The following is a 21,522-nucleotide window of genomic DNA, read 5'->3' as shown; positions in this document are numbered from 1 at the left end:
GCTTATTGAAGTTTTTCATTATTGTGATGCCGGTCGTGGTCGCGCCGGGTCTTTTTATCCATTTTCCGGTCGAAAGCCTCCTGCAGGTCTATTCCCGTCTGGTTGGCCAGGCACAACACTACAAATACCACATCGGCCAGTTCTTCCCCGAGGTCCTTGTCCTTATCGCTTTCCTTCTCGCTCTGCTCCCCGTATCTCCTGGCAATGATACGGGCCACTTCACCCACCTCTTCGGTGAGCTGGGCCATATTGGTAAGTTCGTTAAAATAACGGACCCCATGTGTTTTTATCCAATGGTCTACTTCCTGCTGGGCGTTTTTGATATTCATGGTTTATATTTTTTAGTACGATGATTCTACTCCCTGTTTTTGGTATCGATAATAATGGTTACCGGGCCGTCGTTGACCAACGATACCTTCATATCCGCACCGAATTCTCCCGTGCCTGCCGCTTTTCCGAGATCGGCACCGATACGTTGTACAAAAGCCTCGTAGATCGGAACGGACACTTCGGGCCTGGCCGCCCTGATATATGACGGGCGGTTGCCTTTTCTGGTGGATGCGTGCAGGGTAAACTGGCTCACGACAAGAATATCGCCTTCTACCTCCCTGACCGACCTGTTCATCACCCCGTCCTCATCGCCGAATATCCTCAGGTTTACGATCTTCCGCGACAACCATTCGATATCCTCCTGCCTGTCGGCATCCTCTATTCCGAGCAATACGAGCAGGCCATGCCCCACAGACGATCTTACCTCGCCCTCTATGGTAACCTTTGCTTCGCTGACGCGTTGTATCACTGCCCTCATAACAATCCGGTATTGACAGGAGACTATTCTTCCCCGTAATTATCCGTGCGATAGTTTTCTTCCTCGCCTTCCAGGATCTGCAGGTAACTCTTATACCTGCTCCACGATATCTCTCCGTCTTCAAGAGCCTGTTTTACGGCACAGTGCGGCTCTTCTACATGCAGGCAGTTGTTAAACCGGCACCCGCTTTTCAGTGCGAAGAATTCCGGAAAGTAATCCCCGAGTTCCTCCTTTTCCATATCAATGATCCCGAACCCCTTTATTCCCGGGGTATCGATAATACGGGCCCCGAAACTCAGGTCGAACATCTCGGCAAAGGTCGTGGTGTGCTGCCCCTGCCGGTGCTGTTCCGATATTTCGGCCGTTTTGAGGCCGAGCCCCGGCTCCACGGCATTGATCAGGGTCGATTTTCCCACCCCGGAATGTCCTGAAAACACACTTACCTTATCCTTCATATACGCTTTCAGCCGGTCTGTGTTTTTCCCGGTTAATGCAGACACTCCCAGGCATTCATATCCTATATTCCGGTACATATCGGCGAGGTATTTCACCTCGAGAAACTCTTCCCTGTCATACTGGTCTGATTTGTTGAACAACAGTATCGCCCTGATATCATAAGCCTCGGCCGTAACCAGGAAACGGTCTATAAAGGTGGTCAGGGTTACGGGGTTCTTAAGCGTTACCAGCAGGAATACCTGGTCTATATTGGAAGCTATGATATGTTTCTGCCGCGACAGGTTTACCGATTTCCTGACAATATAGTTCTTCCTGTCGTGAATATGGGTGATAATACCGGTATTCCCTTCCACCCCCGTTTCGGGCTCAAAATCTACCACATCGCCTACAGCGACGGGATTGGTACTCCTGATCCCCCGGATGCGGAATTTTCCCTTTATCCTGCAATCATAGGTCTGTGCATCCTCCGTTTTGACGGTATACCAGCTACCCGTAGATTTATAGACTGTTCCTGTCATAGGCTTTACAGGGAGCTCCGGACGCACATCCGTATACGGCGCCGGGAAATACCATATTTCCCGGGGACCTCCGGACCTCCCCTGATATTAATTACGAAATCTGTGCTACCCGCAAATTTACGCTTTTAATATTTTCTCCTGGTGGTTTATGGATTCCTGGTGAATGGCCTTGAACATTTTCAGTATAAACTCTTCACTCAGCCCTCTTTCCTGTCCTTCCAGGATCATCCTGCCCAGGATCTCGTTCCATCTTTTACTCTGGAGTACCGCCACATTCTTCTGCTTTTTAAGCTGCCCTATCTCATCGGAGATCTTCATGCGTTTGCCCATGGTATCGATAAGCCCGTTATCTATCACATCGATCTGTGCACGCAGCATTCCGAGCTTGTTATTGTATTCGGCCTCCGCATCGCTTTCCTTTCTTATCTTAAGGTCTTGCATGATGCTGATAAGGGTGGCAGGAGTTACCTGCTGGGCCGCATCGCTCCACGCATTGTCCGGATCGTCATGGGTTTCGATCATCAGCCCGTCAAAATTGAGGTCCAGGGCGGTCTGGGATACGTCGAAGATCATGTCCCGCTTCCCGGTAATATGGGACGGGTCGCAGATGAGAGGCAGATCGGGAAACCTGTTCTGGAGCTCAATGGCCAGCTGCCACTCCGGAATATTGCGGTACTTGGTTTTCTCATAGGTGGAAAATCCGCGGTGGATGACACCGAGTTTTTTGATATCTGCCGTATACAGCCGTTCTATTCCGCCCAGCCAGAGGGACAGGTCGGGGTTTACCGGGTTTTTGACCAGTACCACCTTGTCCGTTCCTTTCAGGGCATCGGCAATCTCCTGTACGATAAACGGGCTTACCGTAGACCGTGCGCCTATCCACAGCAGGTCGATATCGTGTTCCAGGGCCAGTTGTACATGGGCCGCATTGGCTACTTCGGTGGCCGTAAGCATTCCTGTTTCCTCTTTGGCCTTTTGCAACCACTTAAGCCCCAGGGCGCCTACTCCCTCAAAATTTCCGGGGCGGGTACGGGGTTTCCATATCCCGGCACGCAGGTAGGTTACATCAGTGTCTTTCAGCTCATGCGCTATACGGAGCACCTGGTCTTCTGTTTCTGCACTGCAGGGGCCCGCGATAACCAGGGGATGATCTAATCCCAGGTCGTCCAGCCATCCTCTCATCTCTTTCGAATTTTCCATGATCGTTTTTAATTTGTAAATTCCGGTTTTTATTATTTTTCTTTGTGGAGACGCATGATTATGCGTCTCTACGGGGGGCGGGAACGGATATCCCCTTTAATATTTCCTTTATTCTGTTCGTGTTTTCCATTTCTTCATAAATGCCTTCAAAATCCCCCTGTTCCATCAATGCCCTGAAATGCTGCAGATTAGCGATATATTCGTCCAGGGTTTCCATAACGTTGGCCTTGTTCTGCTCGAAAATGGGCGCCCACATGGCCGGGGAACTCTTGGCCAGCCTTACGGTACTCTCAAAACCACTTCCGGCCATGTCAAAAATATCGCGTTCGTTCTTCTCTTTTTCGATAACGGTCTTTCCCAACATAAAAGAACTGACATGTGACAAATGAGACACATAGGCAATATGCCGGTCGTGAGCTGCCGGGTCCATATAGCGGATACGCATTCCGATACCGGAAAAGAGCCTTAACGCTTTTTCCTGTAATTTGAATGCTGTCTTTTCCACCTCACAGATAATATTCACCTTGTCCCTGTACAATCCCTTCAGCGCTGCGGAAGGGCCGGAAAATTCGGTTCCCGCAATGGGATGGGCAGCCAGGAAATTCCTGCGCTTAGGGTGTGAGGCCAACGCCTCACACACCTGTAACTTGGTAGAGCCCGCATCGCAGACCACGGCATCGTCAGGGACCCTGTCGAGCACCTCCGGCAAAAGCCCGAGACTGGCATTTACCGGTACGGCCACAATGACAATATCCGCTTTTTCCAGATCGTCTGCAGTGGCCTTCCGGTGGATCAGCCCCAGTTCCAGCGCCTGCCGGATATGGTCTTCATTATTATCTAACCCATATACCTGCACTTCCTCACAGGCTTCCCGGATATCCAGGGCAAAAGACCCTCCTATAAGCCCGAGCCCTATTACAAATACGTTTGTCATTTCGATACTTTTTTCGCTTGCCGGAAAGCGCATTCATTTCCGGCTAAAACCGGCTGATAGCCTCTTCTATTTTTTCTTCGGGGGTACACAGGGAAAAACGGATATATCCTTGGCCGTTCTTCCCGAAAATAGTTCCCGGGGTGATGAAAACATGTTTGTCGTACAGTACACCGTCTATAAAATCCTCGGCTCCATCTACTCCTTCGGGCAAACGTGCCCAGACAAACATTCCCACTGCCTCTTCGTCATAGGAACAACCCAGCTTTTCAGCCAGCCTGTATATGAGTTTTCTCCGGCGGGCATACACCTCGTTGATCTCTTTGTACCAGCTGTCCGAACAATGCAATGCCGCAATGGCCCCTTTCTGTATCCCGTAGAACATGCCACTGTCCATATTGCTCTTTACCTTGAGCACCGCATCTATATGCTCACTGCTGCCCAGCACCATTCCCACACGCCATCCGGCCATATTAAAGGTCTTGCTCAGGGAATTCAGTTCCATGGCCACCTCCCTGGCACCCTCTACCTGCAGGATACTGCGGGGATGGTTGTTGAGTACAAAGCTGTACGGGTTGTCATTGACCAGCAGTATGTTGTGCTTTCTCGCAAAAGCCACCAGCCCGGTGTAAAGTTCCCTGCTGCCATTTGTTCCCGTAGGCATATGCGGATAGTTGAGCCACATCAGTTTTACCCGGGAGAGGTCCTTATTTTCAAGGGCCTCCAGGTCGGGGAGCCACCCGCCGGCTTCTGTCAGGTCGTAATACCTGGGGGTCGCCCCTACCAGCCGGGTTACCGACGTATAGGTAGGATAGCCAGGATCGGGGATAAGCACTTCATCTCCTTCGTTGAGGAAGGCGAGTGAAATATGCATGATCCCTTCCTTGGACCCCATCAGCGGCAGCACTTCACGGTTACTGTCGAGCTCCACCCCGAAGTGCTTCCGGTAAAACCCGGCCATGCTCTCGCGCAGTTCGGGCAGCCCCTGGTAGCTCTGGTACTGATGCGCCATAAGGTCTTTCATCGATGCCCCGAGCGCGGCAGTCACTTCCGGTGCGGGATGGAGGTCAGGGCTGCCGATCCCCATGTTGATCACCGGTTTCCCTTCCGCCATAAGCTGTCGCACCTCGCGGAGTTTCCTGGAAAAATAGTATTCCTCTACCGTATTTAATCGTTGTGCCGGTGCTATCATGATTTTGCGTTTTTATATTCCCCGAGTATCTTAAAATCATCCGTCATGATACCGAGTAGTGATTTTACCTTTTTAAAATCGTCGTACTTCTCGAAGGTTACATCCACGAAAAAGGAATATTTCCAGGGTGTTTCTATAACGGGAAGCGATTGTATTTTGGTGAGGTTGAGCCTGCAGTCGCTCATGACGTTGAGCACCGTGGCCAGGCTTCCCCTCTTGTGTTGTGTCTTGAATTTTATCGAAGCCTTGTTGACTTCCTCTTCGGGCAGTACGGAGTTCTGCGTTTGTACAATGACAAAGCGGGTGGAATTGTCCTGAATGGTCTGAATATTCCCGGCCAGTATTTCCATATCGAAGAGTTCGGCGGCGGTTTTACTGGCTATGGCCCCGATCCCCGTAATCCCGTGCTCCCGGATCCGCCTGGCGGTTTCTGCCGTATCGGCGTCTTCCACGAGTTTGATATGCGGATACTGCCTGAAGAACTTCTTGCACTGCAACAGGGCCATGGGATGGGAATACACCTCCCGGATCCCGGCAATGGTCTGCCCCGGAAGGGCCATCAGGTTGTGGTGAATGTTTATGTAATGTTCCCCGATAATATGCAGGTTATTGTTGTCTATCAGGGCGTAATTGGGAATGATAGAACCTGCAATGGAATTCTCTATGGCCATAACAGCCCCGTCTGAACTCGTGTCGAGCAAACTGTCGACCAGCTTGTCGAAGGAAAGGCATTCCAGCACCTCGATGTCTCCGCTGAAATACTCCCTGGCTACCTGGTGATGAAAAGAGCCCCTGATCCCCTGTATGGCTATCTTCCTTTTCATGGCGTTGCAATTAACTGCATCTGTTTCCTGTTTTATTTTTTTACCAAAAAAAAGTCCCGGAAATTTCCGGGACCTGTCATCTATATTTTAATGCTTAAAACAACCTATAACCGTCCCGTTCTTCCCTTAAAAAAGTAAAAGAAGAAAAAATAGAAGTTCCAGTTATAAGCAGTCTGAACCATTTGTTTATTCCATTTGACGCTGCTAAAGTAATTATAAATCCGAAACGGACAAGTGATCAGTGACATTTTTTTTTATTTTTCACAAAAAAGCGGAAAAACGACATATTAATCCACGTGTAAATGTCGTTCAGACCAGCCTGTCCCGAGCAGCGGGAAAGCGCAGCGGAGAGAACCCTCCTGCCCGGCTGGCAGGGAATCTCAACAGCATCACCGAAAACCCGGAGATCCCTCCCGCATCGGGATGACAAAGCCCTGTCATTCAGAACGCAGTGAAGAATCTCCACCCGAGATCAAAGAACTTTCACTAACATCACCGAAAACCCGGAGATCCCTCCCTGACTGAAAAGGTCGGGACAGGCTCTATCGTCGGGATGACAACTCCCCGCTTCGTACCTCTTACCAGAACAGAGCATAAAGCATCGCCACAATAAGCAAAATGGCAAACCCGCCTATATTGAATGCCGGGCCGGTCTTAAACAGGGACTTGCTTATCGTAATAGCCTTGGGGTGATCTTTACCTTTACTTTCCGCATAGCTGACAACAATCATGATAAGCATGGTCAGTATCCAGGTAATCATCATCTGGTTCATAAAAGGCAGCTTTACAAACAGCGGGCTGTCTATCCAGCCACTGGGGCCTATTTTAAAATACAGGGCGATAGGGATAGAAACCAACACCCCGATAATTGCGGCCCTGCTGGTGGTTTTCTTCCAGAACAGCCCCAGCATGAATACCGCGAGGATACCCGGGCTCACCAAACCTGTGTATTCCTGAATATACTGGAACACCTGCCCCAGATTGGCGAGTTGCGGAGCCAGAGCAACCGCCACCAGCAGCGCTAAGGCAGCAGATAATCTTCCTACCCTTACCAGTTTTTTTTCAGAAGCAGTTTTCTGAATATAAGGTTTGTATATATCCATAGTAAAGATCGTCGCCGTAGAGTTGAGCATGGATGCTATGGAGGAAACGATCGCTGCAGCGAGGGCGGCAACCACCAGCCCCTTTATACCTGTCGGGATAAACTCCCGTATCAGCCAGGGTGCGGCATTATCATTGATTATTGTTCCCGACGGGCTGAAGAATGAAGGAACGGCCGAAGCCTGTGTAATATTCCCTTCCGGGTCCATATTCATCACATAGGCTATAATCCCGGGAACAACCACCATCAGGGGGATCAGTATCTTTAAAAACCCGGCAAGAATAATTCCCTTCTGGGATTCACGCAAGCTTTTTGCAGCCAGGGTACGTTGTATGATGTACTGGTTAAAGCCCCAGTAATACAGGTTGGCTACCCACATCCCTCCTATGAGCACCGCTATCCCGGGCAGGTCCCACCAGGCATCTTTTCCGTTGGGAGTAAAGATCTCTCCCTTTTCCAGGATCATTGAGAATTTTTCCGGCACCTTGTCATAGAGCTCCACCATTCCGGAAATGGCACTTCCGTCTTCAGAAATATGGGTCAGCCCTATATAAGTGGTAATCAACCCTCCGATAACGAGCAGCACGACCTGTACCACATCGGTCCATGCCACTGCAGACAGTCCGCCGTATAAGGAATAGGCAGCCGCAAAAAAGGCAAGTCCGAAAATGGTCCATAAAAACAGGGAACCATCTCCCGTTCCCAGAATGGTATCGAGAGCCGTAGCCCCCAGGTAAAGCACCGAAGTAAGGTTGACAAACACGAAAAGACATACCCAGAATACCGCCAGTATGGTTTTCAGGTTCTTATTATAGCGCACTTCTATGAATTCGGGGATGGTGTATAGCTTCTTCTCAATAAAAACGGGAAGGAAATACTTCCCGACTATGAGCAGGGTAATGGCTGCCATCCATTCGTAAGAAGCAATGGCCAACCCGATCGCAAAGCCCGAACCGGACATTCCGATAAACTGTTCTGCTGAAATATTGGCAGCGATAAGCGATGCCCCGATAGCCCACCACGGCAGCGATTTACTTGCCAGAAAATAATCTTCAGAGGTATCTCCCTTGCCTCTGGACACCCATAATCCTATACCGATAATCAGTAATGCGTAAGCGGCAAATATAATTTTATCAAGTAATCCGAATTCCATAAAGTTATAGTTTGTTAATGATTTTATATTAGGTTTTTCAAAAATCTGCTAAATATAAAAGTTATAATTTAAACAGTTCTTATGTTCTTAAGTTTTAAGTGTGAAAAAGACCAAAGATAGGGTTATTTACAAGTAAACCATTTCTCCTTTGCCAGTGTTTTGTATTTTTGGCAGTATAACATTATCAATGATACAAAAATGTCTATAGACGTTAGAAATATCACCAAAAATTACGGTCCCCGGAAAGCCCTGGATTCCGTCTCTTTTTCGATAAACAAGGGAGAGATCGTCGGTTTCCTGGGCCCCAATGGTGCTGGGAAGTCGACCATGATGAAGATCCTTACCACCTATATCCGTCCCGGTTCGGGCTCGGCAGCGGTAAACGGCTTCGATATCCTTACGCAGAAAAAGGAGGTACAGCGCAGTATCGGCTATCTTCCGGAGCACAATCCGCTTTACCTCGACATGTATGTACGAGAATACCTGGACTTCACGGCTTCGGTGTACCGTGCCGCGGGAAAAAAGACCGGAAAAGAAGAACTCGAACGCGTACTGGAACTTACCGGGCTCAGCGGGGAAGCTTATAAAAAGATAGGGCAACTGTCGAAGGGATACCGGCAGCGAACCGGACTGGCTGCTGCCATGATACACGATCCGGAAGTACTGATCCTCGACGAACCCACTACGGGGCTCGATCCGAACCAGATCGTCGGGATCAGGGAGCTCATACGAAATACCGGCAGGGAAAAAACCGTATTGCTCTCTACCCATATCATGCAGGAGGTGGAAGCGATGTGCGACCGGGTGATCATCGTAAACCGCGGGCAGATCGTAGCCGACAAACAGCTGTCCACTCTTAAGGAAGGGGAAACGCAGGTCATTGAAGTGGAATTCGATTACCGGGTAGAACCCCGCCTGCTCGAAGAATTGCCCTATATCGATACGATCAGAAATGTATACGATTTTGTATACGAACTGCACTTCAGCACCTCTACCGACATGCGGCCGGCCATTTTTGATTTTGCACACGACAACGGGCTGAAAACACTTCAACTGCACCACAAGAACCGCAACCTGGAAACCCTGTTCCGGGAGCTGACACAGTGAGGCACGGAATACCGCTTATTCCCCGAACAGCAACTCTCCCCTGTAATGGGCGTGAACTTCCGTTTGCTCCGGGCGGTTTACGGCAATCACATTGCCCGTACTGTAAATGTCCCCTTCCAGGCTACGGACCGGGTTTACGATAATATCGTTGGAACTCCGGTGATAAAAGCTCACCTCATCCGCCGGGAGATCCGCAGCCTCCACACGGGAATTCCCGGCAGCCAGGTAAATATCCAGTTTCTCCGTACTCCCTTCCAGGTAACAATTGGAAAGGTTGTTGAACAATATACTGATACTGCTGTTTTCCAGGTGCAGGTAGAAATCGCCGGTATTGTTGTAATCTGTTCCGAAATCTTCGGAAACGATACGCAACGAGGGGTAGGTCAGTATGCCTTCCGAACGGATATCAAACTGCGTAGAGCTTCTTATCTCTGTAATATCGGGCGCTGATACATACACCACCGTATTGTCGTATTCCCTGAAAAAATTGCACGTCGCCCGGTTAGACAACAGCAGCCGCCCTTCCCTTACTTCAACCCCGATGTCATCCAGCAGGTTTTTCCCGGTTTCAACCACAACACTGAATTCCTCATCTTCCCGGATCACCATCCGCACTCCTTCCCCAACGGTAATCGCCGAGAAAGAAGTCACCCCGGCCTCCCTGCTGACCACATCACCGGCCAGCTTAACACAGTCATTACTCCCTTCGCTATTACAGGAAAGCAACCATAGCACCACAAGATATAACAGTACTTTTTTCACAAAAATCAATTTAAGCAAAACTTCTCAGATGTTATGAGTTGTTTAGTTCGTAGTTGTTAGTTCTTAGTCAGTTCACTTCGTTCTGAATGACAACTCCCGACTTCATACTTCGTGCTTCCAACCCCAAACCTACAACATCACAACCGTATTCCCACTCCCAGTTCCACAGCCTCCGCCTTTGCCGCATGGGTTTTTAGTGTCAATGCACCAAAGAGTTTCTTTCCCAAATAGTATTTCAGCCCTACCCTCTGGTAAAACCGCCCTTCGAAATCTACGGGATAATACACGTAATAGCCCAGCTGGGTGACCAGGGACAGCCTGTTGACAAACAGTTCGTGACCCGCAAATATCCCTGCCCGTTTGTAATCTTCCTCGCCGGAGATCCCGTCTTCGGGGTAGGCGATGCTTTTATAACGTATATACTCTTTCAGAAAGTTAGAATAAAAGACGTCCGTACCCAGGTGTACCGCGCTTTTTCTGCCCAGCCGCTTATCGGCGTAAAAAGAGAACACATAAAATGCATACTGTCCGCTCCCGATCACATCACTTTCATTCAGCCCTCCCCGGAAGACCACGTTGTAACGCACGGGTTCGGTATATTTTCCCGGCCGGGGCATCGTACGGTATTCCGGTAAATCGTCCTGCAGCCGGTAGTTCAGCCCTATATTAAACGCCATGCTGTTGACACTGGTATTCGGGGCCTTTACATTGGCATTGGAATAATGTATCAGGGACAGGCCTGCCTGCAGCCCGATCCTGCCCCACAAGTTTTCCTTACGGTAATTGAGCATCAGGTAGGTGCTGCTCAGCAAACGCGACCCGAAAGCGATATTCCTGTAATTCTCTTCCCTGTCATAAGGCGATGTCGCATAGGCCAGTCCCTGCCCTATACGCAGCATGAGATTCCTTCTGAAAAAATAAAAATTATAATGGCCGTAAAGGGCGTAATTATCGCCCAGGGAGCTGTTTTTCAGGTCCTGGTAGGCAAAAGAGATACCGTAATCAGGATAGTTGTAGTACTGTTCCCATGCTTCAAAACCGAACGTCTTCCTGTTCCAGCTGAGTATAACGCCTTCGGGATGACCGGTGACCAGGTGCCGGATATCCGGGTTGTGCAGGGCAATATTACCGTAGAAATAACTGATATCCACCGACGAGAAATGCCCGCTTCCGGCCTTCTGTTCCTGGGCGGAAACAAGCATCTGAAATCCCAGAATAAAAACGATGTACAGGTTTTTCATGCCGACCGGTTCAGCACAAATGTAGTTTATATTTTTAAAATACAGCCGAGGCTACGGCCTTGATATTATCAGATTTCCCCATAGAATAGTAATGCAGGACCGGAACCCCGGCCTCCTTTAATTCTTTGGATTGTTGTATACACCATTCCACCCCTACCTGTCGCACCTCCTTATTGGTCTTACACTGTTCTACGGCCCTGATAAGGTCTTCGGGCATATCGATCTTGAATACCTGCGGCAAAAGCTGCAGGTGCCTTTTTACCGCAATGGGCTTAAGCCCGGGAATAATGGGAACATTGATCCCCATGGCTTTGGCCCTTTCCACGAATTCGAAGAACCTCTTATTGTCAAAAAACATCTGCGTCACGATATAATCGGCTCCCGCATCCACCTTTTCCTGGAGTTTTTTAAGGTCGTAATCCAGTGAAGGTGCTTCCAGGTGCTTTTCGGGATACCCCGCCACACCTATGCAAAAATCGGGCTTGTTGGCGGCCTCTACCGTATCGTGCAGGTATTTTCCGCGGGTAATATCCTTGATCTGCCTTACGAGTTCATTGGCGTAGGTATGCCCCCCGGTGGCAGGCTCGAAATAACGCTGGTGTTTCATGGCATCGCCCCGCAGCGCCATGACATTTTCAATCCCCAGGTAATGGCAGTCTACCAGCATGTATTCCGTTTCTTCCCGGGTAAACCCTCCGCATAATACATGGGGCACCGTATCTACCTGGTATTTGTGTTTTATGGATGCGCATATCCCCACCGTACCGGGGCGCATACGCACGATCCTGCGGTCCAGCAGGCCTTCCCTCTCTATGTATACAAACTCTTCCCTCGACGTGGTGACATCTATAAAGGGCGGCCTGAATTCCATCAGGGGATCTATATTATCGTAGAGATCCTGGATGTTCTTTCCTTTTTGCGGGGGAACCACTTCAAAGGAAAACAAGGTCTTCCCCCCGGCCTTTTCTATGTGTTCTGTTACTTTCATATCACGATCTTCCGGCTGTTCCGGAATACTGTTTTTTATCTCTGATCAATAATCAATCTGCAATATTGGGATTCAGCCATTTCCGGGCTTCATCTTCGGTGATTCCCCGTCTGACCGCATAATCGGCTACCTGGTCTTCCCTGATCTTTCCGAGGCCGAAATACTTGCTTTCGGGATGTCCGAAATAATAGCCCGACACCGAAGAAGCAGGCCACATCGCCAGGCTTTCAGTGAGTATTACTCCCGTGTTCTCCTCCACCTTAAGAAGGTCCCATATCGTCCTTTTCTCCAGGTGATCGGGACAGGAGGGATATCCCGGGGCGGGCCTTATCCCCTTATACGATTCTTTTATAAGCTCTTCATTATTCAGCACTTCACCGGAGGCATACCCCCAGTATTCCTTACGGACCTTCTCGTGCAGGTATTCGGCAAACGCTTCGGCAAAGCGATCGGCCAGGGCTTTCACCATAATGGAATTGTAGTCGTCGTTGTTCTTTTGAAATGCCGCGGCCCTCTCTTCCACCCCAAAGCCTGCCGTCACGCAGAATGCCCCCATATAATCCCTGGTGCCACTGTGCTCCGGGGCAATAAAGTCGGCCAGGGCAATATTGGCTGCCCTCTTGTTCTTTTTAGACTGCTGCCGCAGTGTCAGGAACGTCGCTACCTGGTTCCCGGCCTCATCATAAACGGCGATATCGTCGTCGTTGACCTGGTTGACCGCAAAAAGTCCGTACACTCCCCGGGCCTGCAACCACTCTTCCCTTATCAGCTGTTCCATCATTTTCTTCGCATCTTCAAACAGCAGGGTAGCCTGTTCGCCTACTACCTCATCGGTAAGTATGTCGGGGTATTTACCGTGCAGCTGCCAGGTCCTGAAAAACGGGGTCCAGTCGATATAACCGAGCAGTTCTTCCGGTTTCACACTTACCCGGTGTATTCCCGGTTTTTCCGGCCTCACGGGAGTATACCCATCCCAGTCCAGCTGCATCTTGTTGCTCCGGGCTTCTTCGATACTGAGGTATTCCTTTACTTTGGAACGGCTGAGAAAGCCTTCTCTCAGCTTATCGTATTCTTCCCTTACCGACCGGCAGTATTCCGCTTTTGTCTTTTCGTTAAGCAGATTACTGGCTACCGTAACAGCCCGGGAAGCATCGTTTACATGCACCACGGTTTCCCTGTATGCCGGGGCTATCTTCACCGCCGTATGTGCCCGTGAGGTCGTGGCCCCGCCTATCAGGACAGGGATATTGATATTCAGCTTGTCCAGTTCCTGTGCCAGGTATACCATTTCGTCCAGCGAAGGGGTTATCAGTCCGCTGAGACCGATAATATCCACCTTTTCATCCAGAGCAGTCTGTATGATCTTTTCGGGAGGGACCATCACCCCGAGATCTACCACTTCGTAGTTATTGCAGCCCAGCACCACACTTACGATGTTCTTTCCGATATCGTGCACATCGCCCTTTACCGTAGCCATCAGGATCTTTCCGACCGCACGGGAGGCCCCTTCCCCTGCCGGAAGTTTTTTCTTCTCTTCCTCGATAAAGGGCAGCAGGTAGGCCACGGCCTTTTTCATGACCCGTGCCGATTTTACCACCTGGGGCAGGAACATCTTTCCGCTGCCGAACAGGTCGCCCACCACATTCATCCCGTTCATCAGATGGGTCTCAATAACCTCTATGGGTTTACTCACCTGCTGGCGGGCTTCTTCCACATCGTCTTCTATAAATTCGTCGATGCCCTTCACCAGGGCATGAGTGATGCGTTGCTGCAGGTCTTCCGAACGCCACTCCTGGTTTTTCTTTTCTCCCGGCTTTCCTTCTCCCTTTACCTGCTCGGCATAGTCCAGCAGGCGTTCGGTGGCATCATCACGCCGGTCGAGCAGTACATCTTCGATATGGGTAAGCAGTTCTTCCGGGATCTCATCGTATACTTCCAGCATTTCCGGGTTCACGATCCCCATGTTCATGCCGTGCTGTATGGCGTGGTACAGAAAGGCGGCATTCATGGCCTCGCGCACCACGTTATTTCCCCTGAAAGAGAACGATACGTTACTCACCCCCCCGCTTACATTGGCATAGGGGAGATTTTCCCTGATCCACCGGGTCGCCATGAAGAAATCCACCGCATTCTTACGGTGTTCTTCCATTCCGGTACCTACGGGAAAAATATTGGGGTCAAAAATGATGTCTTCCGGGGCGAAGCCCACCTTGTCCACCAGAATATCGTAGGAGCGTTTACAGATCGCTACCCGCCGCTCGTAATTATCGGCCTGCCCTACCTCATCGAATGCCATGACGATCACTGCCGCTCCGTAGCGCCTGACCGTCTTTGCATGATGAATAAAGATCTCCTCTCCTTCCTTAAGACTGATGGAATTTACGATACATTTTCCCTGTACCACCTTCAGCCCGGCCTCTATGATCTCCCATTTGGAACTGTCTATCATTAAAGGTACCCGGGCGATATCAGGTTCCGAAGCGATCAGGTTGAGAAAGGTGGTCATGGCCCGTACCCCGTCGATCATTCCTTCGTCCATGTTCACGTCGATCACCTGGGCTCCTCCCTCTACCTGGGCCCGTGCCACATTCAGGGCTTCTTCGTACTTTTCTTCCCTGACCAGTCTCAGGAACCTCCGCGAACCGGTGACATTGGTCCGTTCGCCTATGTTTATGAAATTGCTTTCGGGGGTAACGACCAGTGGTTCCAGCCCCGACAACTTCAGGGGGCGCACCGGCCGGCCGGCCTGTTCTCCCGGTAATTTATCTTCTTTATTATTACTGATATTCTCCATGTATGCTCCTTTCTACCTGCGGTTATTCACTTCCGGCCCGTATTTTCCGATACGATCTACAGGGCCGTTGTTCCCAGTTTCCGGGGTTCGTATGCGGCAGCCACTTCTGCGATAAGCCTGATATGCTCCGGGGTGGTGCCGCAACACCCTCCGATAATATTTACCAGGTGCTCTTCCAGGTATTCCCTGATCAGTGCCTGCATTTCTCCGGGAGTCTGGTCGTATTCACCGAAAGCATTGGGAAGTCCTGCATTGGGATGGGCAGAGACATTCAGTTCTGTTTGCTGCCCCAGCCGTTTCAGGTAGGGTTTCAGCAGGTCGGCTCCGAGTGCACAGTTAAAGCCGACACTGAGCAACGGGATATGGGAAATGGAGATCAGGAAGGCCTCCACGGTCTGCCCGGACAATGTTCTTCCGGAAGCGTCGGTAATCGTACCGCTTACCATAACCGCAATATCGGTCCCTCGCTCTTCTTTCATCTCTTCTATAGCAAACAGGGCTGCCTTGGCATTCAGGGTATCGAAAACGGTCTCTACGAGCAGAATATCCGCTCCGCCGTCTGTCAGTGCCTCTGCCTGTTGTTTATACGCCGTCTTGAGTTCGTCGAAGGTAATGGCCCTGTAACCGGGATCATTGACATCGGGCGACATGCTTGCCGTTTTATTGGTGGGGCCCATGGCTCCGGCCACAAACCGGGGTTTCTCCGGATGCTCAGCGGTAAACCTGTCGGCTACCTCCCGTGCGATCCGGGCCGATTCGTAATTGAGCTCGTAAACCAGGTCTTCCATATGGTAATCGGCCATGGCTATGGTAGTACCGGAAAAGGTATTGGTCTCCACGATATCCGCCCCCGCCTCGAAATACTTTGCGTGCACTTCGGCTATGGCCTGTGGCTGTGTAAGGGACAACAAGTCGTTGTTCCCCTTCAGCGGATATTTGTAATCCTTAAAACGCTCACCCCTGAAGTCTTCTTCGGAAAACCGGTATTGCTGGAGCATGGTTCCCATGGCTCCGTCCAGTACCAGTATCCGCCTGGCGAGTTCTGCCTTTAATCTGTTCATAACACGGATCTTTAATTTTTGTACGGACAGCAATAACTATCCGGCCCGGACAAAAACCGTTTCTAAAACTATTATCTGTTATCAGGAAGCAGGGAAAAATACATGAAGTATCCTCGTCATCTGTCCCTGGAAACCAGGGTAGAATTTAGCACCTTCTCCGCTTCAGGCCCGGAGGGTTGCCAAGGCGTCAACGGGTCTATTCCCTATGCCTTTCTTGATAACTGCAATAAAATTGAGATATTGGGGGTTTTTAGTGGTTAGAATTGAGTATTGAGTATTGAGTATTTAGAATTGAGTATTGAGATTTATTTTATTCTCACTACTCAATACTAATATCTCACTACTAACATCTCACTACTCAATACTAACACCTAACACCTCACTACTAACCAAAACAACCGCAAAGAAATGCAATACCTTTTTCTTTTGCAAACTAATTGTTGTTTTTTATCGCGGTAACAGCCCTGCCCGGACAACCATCCGGACAGGGCTGTTACCTGTTATATCGCAATATTCACAAAGGGTAAAACCTATGTGAAATTATTGTCTGAAATCCTCTTGAGACACATGATCATATGTCTCTACGGTTGCCCCGTATTGTCAACAACAATCGGGGCCGGGATTATACCTCAATAGCCTTGATGACCTCTTTTTTCGCCTCTTTTTTGGTACCGTCAAAGCCTTGTATTCCTCCCACGGTAGTGTATTTCATGATATACTTCTTGTCCGGGAAAATACGCTGGTAGGCACTCTGGCACATAATGGCGGCTTCGTGAAAGCCGGACAGGATGAGTTTCAGTTTTCCCTTATAGGTATTTACGTCCCCGATGGCATAGATCCCGGGGATATTGGTGGAATAGTCATAGGAATTATCCACCTTGATCGCATTTTTCTCGATCTCGAGCCCCCAGTTGGCGATCGGCCCGAGTTTGGGCGACAGTCCGAACAGGGGAATAAAGTGATCGGTCTCTTTGACAAACTCTCCTTCATCCTGGTGGCGGATACGTACGGATTCCAGTTGTCCTTCTCCCGAGAGCCCTGTGACTTCGGCACGGGTTACCAGGTTTATTTTTCCCAGTTTGGCCAGTTCGCCTACCTTGTCTACAGAATCCAGGGCTCCCCTGAATTCGCTTCTCCGGTGTACCAGGGTCACTTCGGAAGCCACATCGGCCAGGAAGATGGACCAGTCCAGCGCGGAGTCTCCCCCCCCGGCAATGACGACGCTCTTGTCGCGGTATACTTCCGGGTCCTTGATCATATAGGTCACCCCCCGGTCTTCGTAATCCGCAATATTGTCTATAAGCGGCTTTTTAGGCTCAAAAGAACCCAGACCTCCGGCAATGGCTACTACCGGGGCATGGTGCCTGGTACCCTTGTTGGTGGTGACTATAAAAGTACCGTCTTCGAGTTTCTCTATGGTTTCCGCCCGTTCGCCCAGCGTAAAACCGGGACTGAACGGCCTGATCTGCTCCATCAGGTTGTCTACCAGGGCTCCGGCATTCACTTCCGGGAAGCCGGGGATATCGTAAATGGGCTTTTTCGGATATAGCTCCGAACATTGCCCGCCCGGTTGCGGAAGGGCGTCGATAAGGTGTGTCTTTAATTTCAACAGCCCGGCTTCAAATACCGTAAACAATCCTGTAGGGCCGGCACCGATAATCAAAATATCCGTCTTTATCATCTCGTTCTGTTTCTGTAATGATTTGTATTTAAGGTGTTAATTTCATCATTTTCCACAACCCGGGAAAGTTATTCCGACACTCCGATAAAAGATCTCGTGAGGTGGTTGAGCCGGGCCACCTTACTGTCAAAGCTCTCTTTCAGGGTACTGCGGTAGCGATTGAGGTTTTCTACCAGTTCGTCGATATCCTCGGGGATCACCTCCTCAAAAAACTGTCGCAATCTCTTGGCCATGGTAGGCGATTTTCCGTTGGTTGATATGGCTATTTTCACCTGTCCCTTGGTGACGATACCCCCGAGATAAAAATCACAGAGTTCCGGGGTGTCCGCCACGTTGACCAGGATATTTCTCTCCCTCGCCTCTTCGCTGATCTGCCGGTTTACTTCCGGGTCGTCGGTCGCTGCGATCACCATATGTTTTTTATGGAGCAGGTTTGAGGAATAGGTACGGAACAACAGGGGAATATGGTGTTTCCCGGCCAGCTCCTTAACCTCACTGCTAAAGCGGTCGGCCGCGACAATGACTCTCGCATTCGGGCTCGACTTCAGGAGAAAGGAGAGCTTCTCATACCCTACATTCCCGGCTCCTACCAGGAGGATATTGAGTTCGCTGACCTTTAAAAATACCGGGTATAATTCGTTTTTTTTCATCTGTTTACAATTTTGTAGCCGACCAAAACGGGCGTTATTACCGCTTGAACAATGTAATCCTTTCGGGGAGATCATCGTATTTTTCCTGTTCCGGCAGAACATTTACAGCCTCGTAAAGATGCTTCAGGCGGGTACTTTCACGAACCACCTCTCCGATCACAATAATGGCCGGCGAGCCCAGTTTTTTATCCCGGACAATATCGCCGATAGTATTTACCGTTCCGCATCCCAGATTTTCATTGACCGTAGTCCCGTTCTGGATCACGGCTACGGGCACCTCCCCTTTTCCGGCATTGCGGAAATGTTCCGTAATCTCTCCGAGCTTGCCCATCCCCATCAATATCACCACGGTAGCGGTAGACTGTGCTGCGAGGCGGATATCTCCCGAAAGCTTCCCCGAAGAAGTCGTACCGGTAACCACCCAGAAACTTTCGGCTACATTTCTCTTTGTCAGGGATATACCCTGCCTGGCAGGCACGGCTATGGACGAGGTTATCCCCGGAACCACTTCCGTTTCCAGCCCGAAACCCTCCGCGTAGTCTGTCTCTTCGGTACCCCGGCCGAAGATAAAAGGGTCTCCCCCCTTTAAACGGACTACCGTACCATGTGCAAAAGCATTGCGTACGATAAGCCTGTTTATCTCGTCCTGGGAATAGGCGTGAAACCCCTTGCGCTTCCCGACAAAGATCTTTATCGCCCGGGGCGCATGGTCCAGCAGCTCCCTGTTGATCAGGGCGTCATACAGCACCACATCGGCCTGTTGCAAGGCCTTTATGCCCTTGAGTGTAATGAGCTCCGCATCACCCGGTCCTGCTCCTACTAATATTAACTTCGGTCTTTTCACGTAATATTTTCCTTTTCTGTTGCGCGCTCCGGGCCGGTTTTATCCGGGCCCGGAGCACTGAATGTCTTTTAGCCTGCAGCCCTAACTCGCTATCAGTTCCTCTTCCCTGTACGACTTTACCCGGTTGACGAAAGTGATGGCATCCTGCATATACTTTCCTGCAAAATCACCTGTAGGTTCATTTTTCCTGATCTGGTATACCAGGTCGGAAAATTCACCTCCGGCCTGAAGTTCCACTTTACCGGTGACCACAAAAACATCCTGGAACTGGTCGATAATCCCGGCATGGGTATTTGTCTTTTTACCTTCTGCAAGTAACAATGCCTTGGCAGTATTGATAATGGAGGTATACGAATGGTAGATGCTGTCTGCCCATTTTCCGGCTTCCAGTGCCGTACCCGCACCTTCTATCTTTTCTTCACTTTCATAAAGCAATGTAGCCACGAGGTCTATGACCACCCCGGCACATTCCCCCACACCTACTTCCTGCTTGTAGTTTTCGGTATGGCCCCAGTCCCTGAAATCATCCTCGGTGAGGTTATCTGTTTCTGAAAGCGGTTTCAGGATATCATAAAAATAGGTTTTCCCCTGGCGGTCATAGTACCCCAGGAAATTCTCTCCCTCTTCCGCATTGGCCCGGAAATCGTCCAGTATGGTCCTCAGGGCCTGTGGTCCCCGCTTACTGGGGATCTTGATCACCTTGTCGGAGAATCTTCCCTGACCATCGCCGAGTACGCCACCTCCCAGCAATACCTGGAGCGCCGGGGCCACCAGCTTGCCCGAACGTATGGACATCCCCTGGAAACCGATATGGGCCATCATATGTTGCCCGCAGGCATTCATACAGCCGCTTATTTTTATCGCCACATCCTTGTTGTCGAGGTATTCGGGATATTCCTCACTGAGCACCTCTTCCAGTACCTGGGCAATCCCGGTGCTGTTGGCGATCCCGAGATTACAGGTATCCGTACCCGGGCAGGCAGTGATGTCGGCCGTGCTGTCGTACCCGACCTGCGTAAAGCCCAATGCGCCGAGTTCCCTGTAGAAAAAGGGAAGCAGATCTTCGCGGACGTGACGCAATAATATGTTCTGTCGCAGTGAAAAACGCAATTCGTTCCCTGCATATTTCCTGACCAGATCGGCCAGTTTCCGGGCCTTGTCCGTATAAAAATCACCTATGACCACCTTGATCCCGACAGCGACAAACCCTTGCTGTTTCTGGGGGAAGACATTGGTTTTCTTCCAGTGTTCATAAGCCTCGGCATCGTCGATCTCTACCCGGGGGACCTCTATATGCTCCAGGTTTTCGAGTGCTGCCGGGAAACTGTCAAAACCTTCCGTTTCTATCGGATACGTGTCATAGGGAACCGCTTTCTGCTCCTCTTTGACCAACCGGGTAAATTCTTCTACCCCCATATCCTTCAGGAGGAACTTCATCCTGGCTTTCATGCGTTTCGCACGTTCTCCGTAACGGTCAAATATTCTCACTACGCCTTCTATCAACGGTATGATACGCTCTGCCTCGAGAAATTCATATATCACATCGGCATGTCTCGGCTGAGAGCCGAGCCCTCCGCCCAGCAATACCTTAAAGCCTCTTTTTCCGTCCCTTATCTTGGGGATAAACCCGAGATCGTGCATATAGCTCAATGCCGTATCGGCATCGGAAGAAGAGAAAGATATCTTGAACTTCCTCCCCATTTCCTGCCCTATGGGGTTCCGGAGCATATACCTGAACGTAGCATCGGCATAGGGGGTCACGTCGAAAGGCTCTTCCGTATCGATCCCCGCCGTTTCGCTCGCCGTAACGTTACGCACCGTATTACCACAGGCTTCCCGTATGGTAACGCTGTCCTTCTCCAGTTCGGCCCAGAGTTCCGGTGTCCGGTCCAGGCTCACGTAGTGTATCTGTATATCCTGCCGGGTCGTGATATGCAGCCTCCCGGTGGAATACTTGTCAGACACATCGGCTATACGGTGCAGCTGCTCGCTGGTCACCTTTCCGTAGGGAAGTTTTATCCGTATCATCTGCACCCCGGGCTGTCGCTGCCCATAGATACCCCTTGCCAGGCGAAGACTGCGAAAACGCTCGTCATCGACCTTGCCTTCCCGGAACTGGCGTATCTTGCGTTCCAGGTCTATAATATCCTTTTCTACAACCGGATTCTCTATTTCTGTTCTGAAGCTCTGCATATCTATTAGTCTATTTA

The 21,522-nt window shown here is 50.2% G+C and carries 19 protein-coding genes and 1 riboswitch; of the genes, 2 read left to right on the top strand and 17 right to left on the bottom strand.

The window, feature by feature from the left end; translation table 11 throughout:
• Positions 1–2: 2 nt before the first annotated feature.
• The 7 genes from DN748_RS07240 to DN748_RS07210 form a co-directional block, all read right to left on the bottom strand.
• Positions 3–329, bottom strand: coding sequence for a nucleotide pyrophosphohydrolase (locus DN748_RS07240; protein WP_112371096.1), 327 nt, complete (start codon positions 327–329; stop codon positions 3–5).
• A gap of 26 nt (positions 330–355) precedes the next feature.
• Positions 356–808, bottom strand: coding sequence for a D-aminoacyl-tRNA deacylase (gene dtd / locus DN748_RS07235; RefSeq protein WP_112371095.1), 453 nt, complete (start codon positions 806–808; stop codon positions 356–358).
• Positions 809–831: 23 nt separating this feature from the next.
• Positions 832–1,782, bottom strand: a complete 951-nt coding sequence (gene rsgA / locus DN748_RS07230) for a ribosome small subunit-dependent GTPase A (protein WP_112371094.1) — start codon at positions 1,780–1,782, stop codon at positions 832–834.
• 117 nt (positions 1,783–1,899) lie between these two features.
• On the bottom strand, positions 1,900–2,982 hold the full coding sequence (locus DN748_RS07225; protein WP_112371093.1) for a bifunctional 3-deoxy-7-phosphoheptulonate synthase/chorismate mutase type II: 1,083 nt from the start codon (positions 2,980–2,982) through the stop codon (positions 1,900–1,902).
• 58 nt (positions 2,983–3,040) lie between these two features.
• Positions 3,041–3,916, bottom strand: coding sequence for a prephenate dehydrogenase (locus tag DN748_RS07220; protein WP_112371169.1), 876 nt, complete (start codon positions 3,914–3,916; stop codon positions 3,041–3,043).
• Between the two features lie 43 nt (positions 3,917–3,959).
• Positions 3,960–5,105: a pyridoxal phosphate-dependent aminotransferase gene (locus DN748_RS07215; protein ID WP_112371092.1), complete on the bottom strand. Its 1,146-nt coding sequence runs from the start codon at positions 5,103–5,105 to the stop codon at positions 3,960–3,962.
• Complete coding sequence (locus tag DN748_RS07210; protein WP_112371091.1) at positions 5,102–5,929, bottom strand: prephenate dehydratase; 828 nt, start codon at positions 5,927–5,929, stop codon at positions 5,102–5,104. The genes DN748_RS07215 and DN748_RS07210 overlap by 4 nt, the downstream gene beginning before the upstream one ends.
• Before the next feature lie 241 nt (positions 5,930–6,170).
• On the opposite strand from DN748_RS07210, the gene DN748_RS07205 reads away from it, so the two are divergent.
• A complete protein-coding gene (locus tag DN748_RS07205; protein WP_112371090.1) occupies positions 6,171–6,356 on the top strand; it encodes a hypothetical protein in 186 nt (61 codons plus the stop codon).
• Between the two features lie 151 nt (positions 6,357–6,507).
• Here DN748_RS07205 and DN748_RS07200 read toward each other — a convergent pair whose 3' ends face one another.
• On the bottom strand, positions 6,508–8,184 hold the full coding sequence (locus DN748_RS07200; protein ID WP_112371089.1) for a sodium/sugar symporter: 1,677 nt from the start codon (positions 8,182–8,184) through the stop codon (positions 6,508–6,510).
• Positions 8,185–8,382: 198 nt separating this feature from the next.
• Between DN748_RS07200 and gldA the strand changes: the two genes are divergently transcribed.
• Entirely contained in the window at positions 8,383–9,291 is a 909-nt protein-coding gene (gene gldA, locus DN748_RS07195) for a gliding motility-associated ABC transporter ATP-binding subunit GldA (protein ID WP_112371168.1), read from the top strand.
• Positions 9,292–9,306: 15 nt separating this feature from the next.
• Here gldA and DN748_RS07190 read toward each other — a convergent pair whose 3' ends face one another.
• The 9 genes from DN748_RS07190 to DN748_RS07150 all read right to left on the bottom strand — a co-directional run bounded on the left by DN748_RS07190 (position 9,307) and on the right by DN748_RS07150 (position 21,505).
• Entirely contained in the window at positions 9,307–10,053 is a 747-nt protein-coding gene (locus tag DN748_RS07190) for a head GIN domain-containing protein (protein ID WP_146746570.1), read from the bottom strand.
• 137 nt (positions 10,054–10,190) lie between these two features.
• Entirely contained in the window at positions 10,191–11,294 is a 1,104-nt protein-coding gene (locus DN748_RS07185; protein WP_112371087.1) for an acyloxyacyl hydrolase, read from the bottom strand.
• Positions 11,295–11,328: 34 nt separating this feature from the next.
• Complete coding sequence (gene metF / locus DN748_RS07180) at positions 11,329–12,282, bottom strand: methylenetetrahydrofolate reductase [NAD(P)H] (RefSeq protein ID WP_112371086.1); 954 nt, start codon at positions 12,280–12,282, stop codon at positions 11,329–11,331.
• Positions 12,283–12,334: 52 nt separating this feature from the next.
• The gene (gene metH / locus DN748_RS07175; protein WP_112371085.1) at positions 12,335–15,076 is read right to left on the bottom strand and encodes a methionine synthase; all 2,742 of its coding nucleotides are present in this window, start codon (positions 15,074–15,076) and stop codon (positions 12,335–12,337) included.
• A gap of 56 nt (positions 15,077–15,132) precedes the next feature.
• Entirely contained in the window at positions 15,133–16,137 is a 1,005-nt protein-coding gene (locus DN748_RS07170; RefSeq protein ID WP_112371084.1) for a homocysteine S-methyltransferase family protein, read from the bottom strand.
• 113 nt (positions 16,138–16,250) lie between these two features.
• A riboswitch (SAM riboswitch) is annotated at positions 16,251–16,361 on the bottom strand.
• A 398-nt stretch (positions 16,362–16,759) separates the two neighbouring features.
• A complete protein-coding gene (locus tag DN748_RS07165; RefSeq protein WP_112371083.1) occupies positions 16,760–17,818 on the bottom strand; it encodes an NAD(P)/FAD-dependent oxidoreductase in 1,059 nt (352 codons plus the stop codon).
• Between the two features lie 68 nt (positions 17,819–17,886).
• Positions 17,887–18,468 carry a precorrin-2 dehydrogenase/sirohydrochlorin ferrochelatase family protein gene (locus DN748_RS07160; RefSeq protein ID WP_112371082.1) on the bottom strand — a complete coding sequence of 194 codons (582 nt, stop codon included), beginning with the start codon at positions 18,466–18,468 and terminating at the stop codon, positions 17,887–17,889.
• 37 nt (positions 18,469–18,505) lie between these two features.
• A complete protein-coding gene (gene cobA / locus DN748_RS07155; protein ID WP_112371081.1) occupies positions 18,506–19,312 on the bottom strand; it encodes a uroporphyrinogen-III C-methyltransferase in 807 nt (268 codons plus the stop codon).
• 81 nt (positions 19,313–19,393) lie between these two features.
• A complete protein-coding gene (locus DN748_RS07150; RefSeq protein ID WP_112371080.1) occupies positions 19,394–21,505 on the bottom strand; it encodes a HEPN domain-containing protein in 2,112 nt (703 codons plus the stop codon).
• Positions 21,506–21,522: the final 17 nt, after the last annotated feature.

Source organism: Sinomicrobium soli (assembly GCF_003285545.1).
GTDB lineage: Bacteria > Bacteroidota > Bacteroidia > Flavobacteriales > Flavobacteriaceae > Sinomicrobium.
This window is presented reverse-complemented; position numbering and strand designations above follow the sequence as displayed.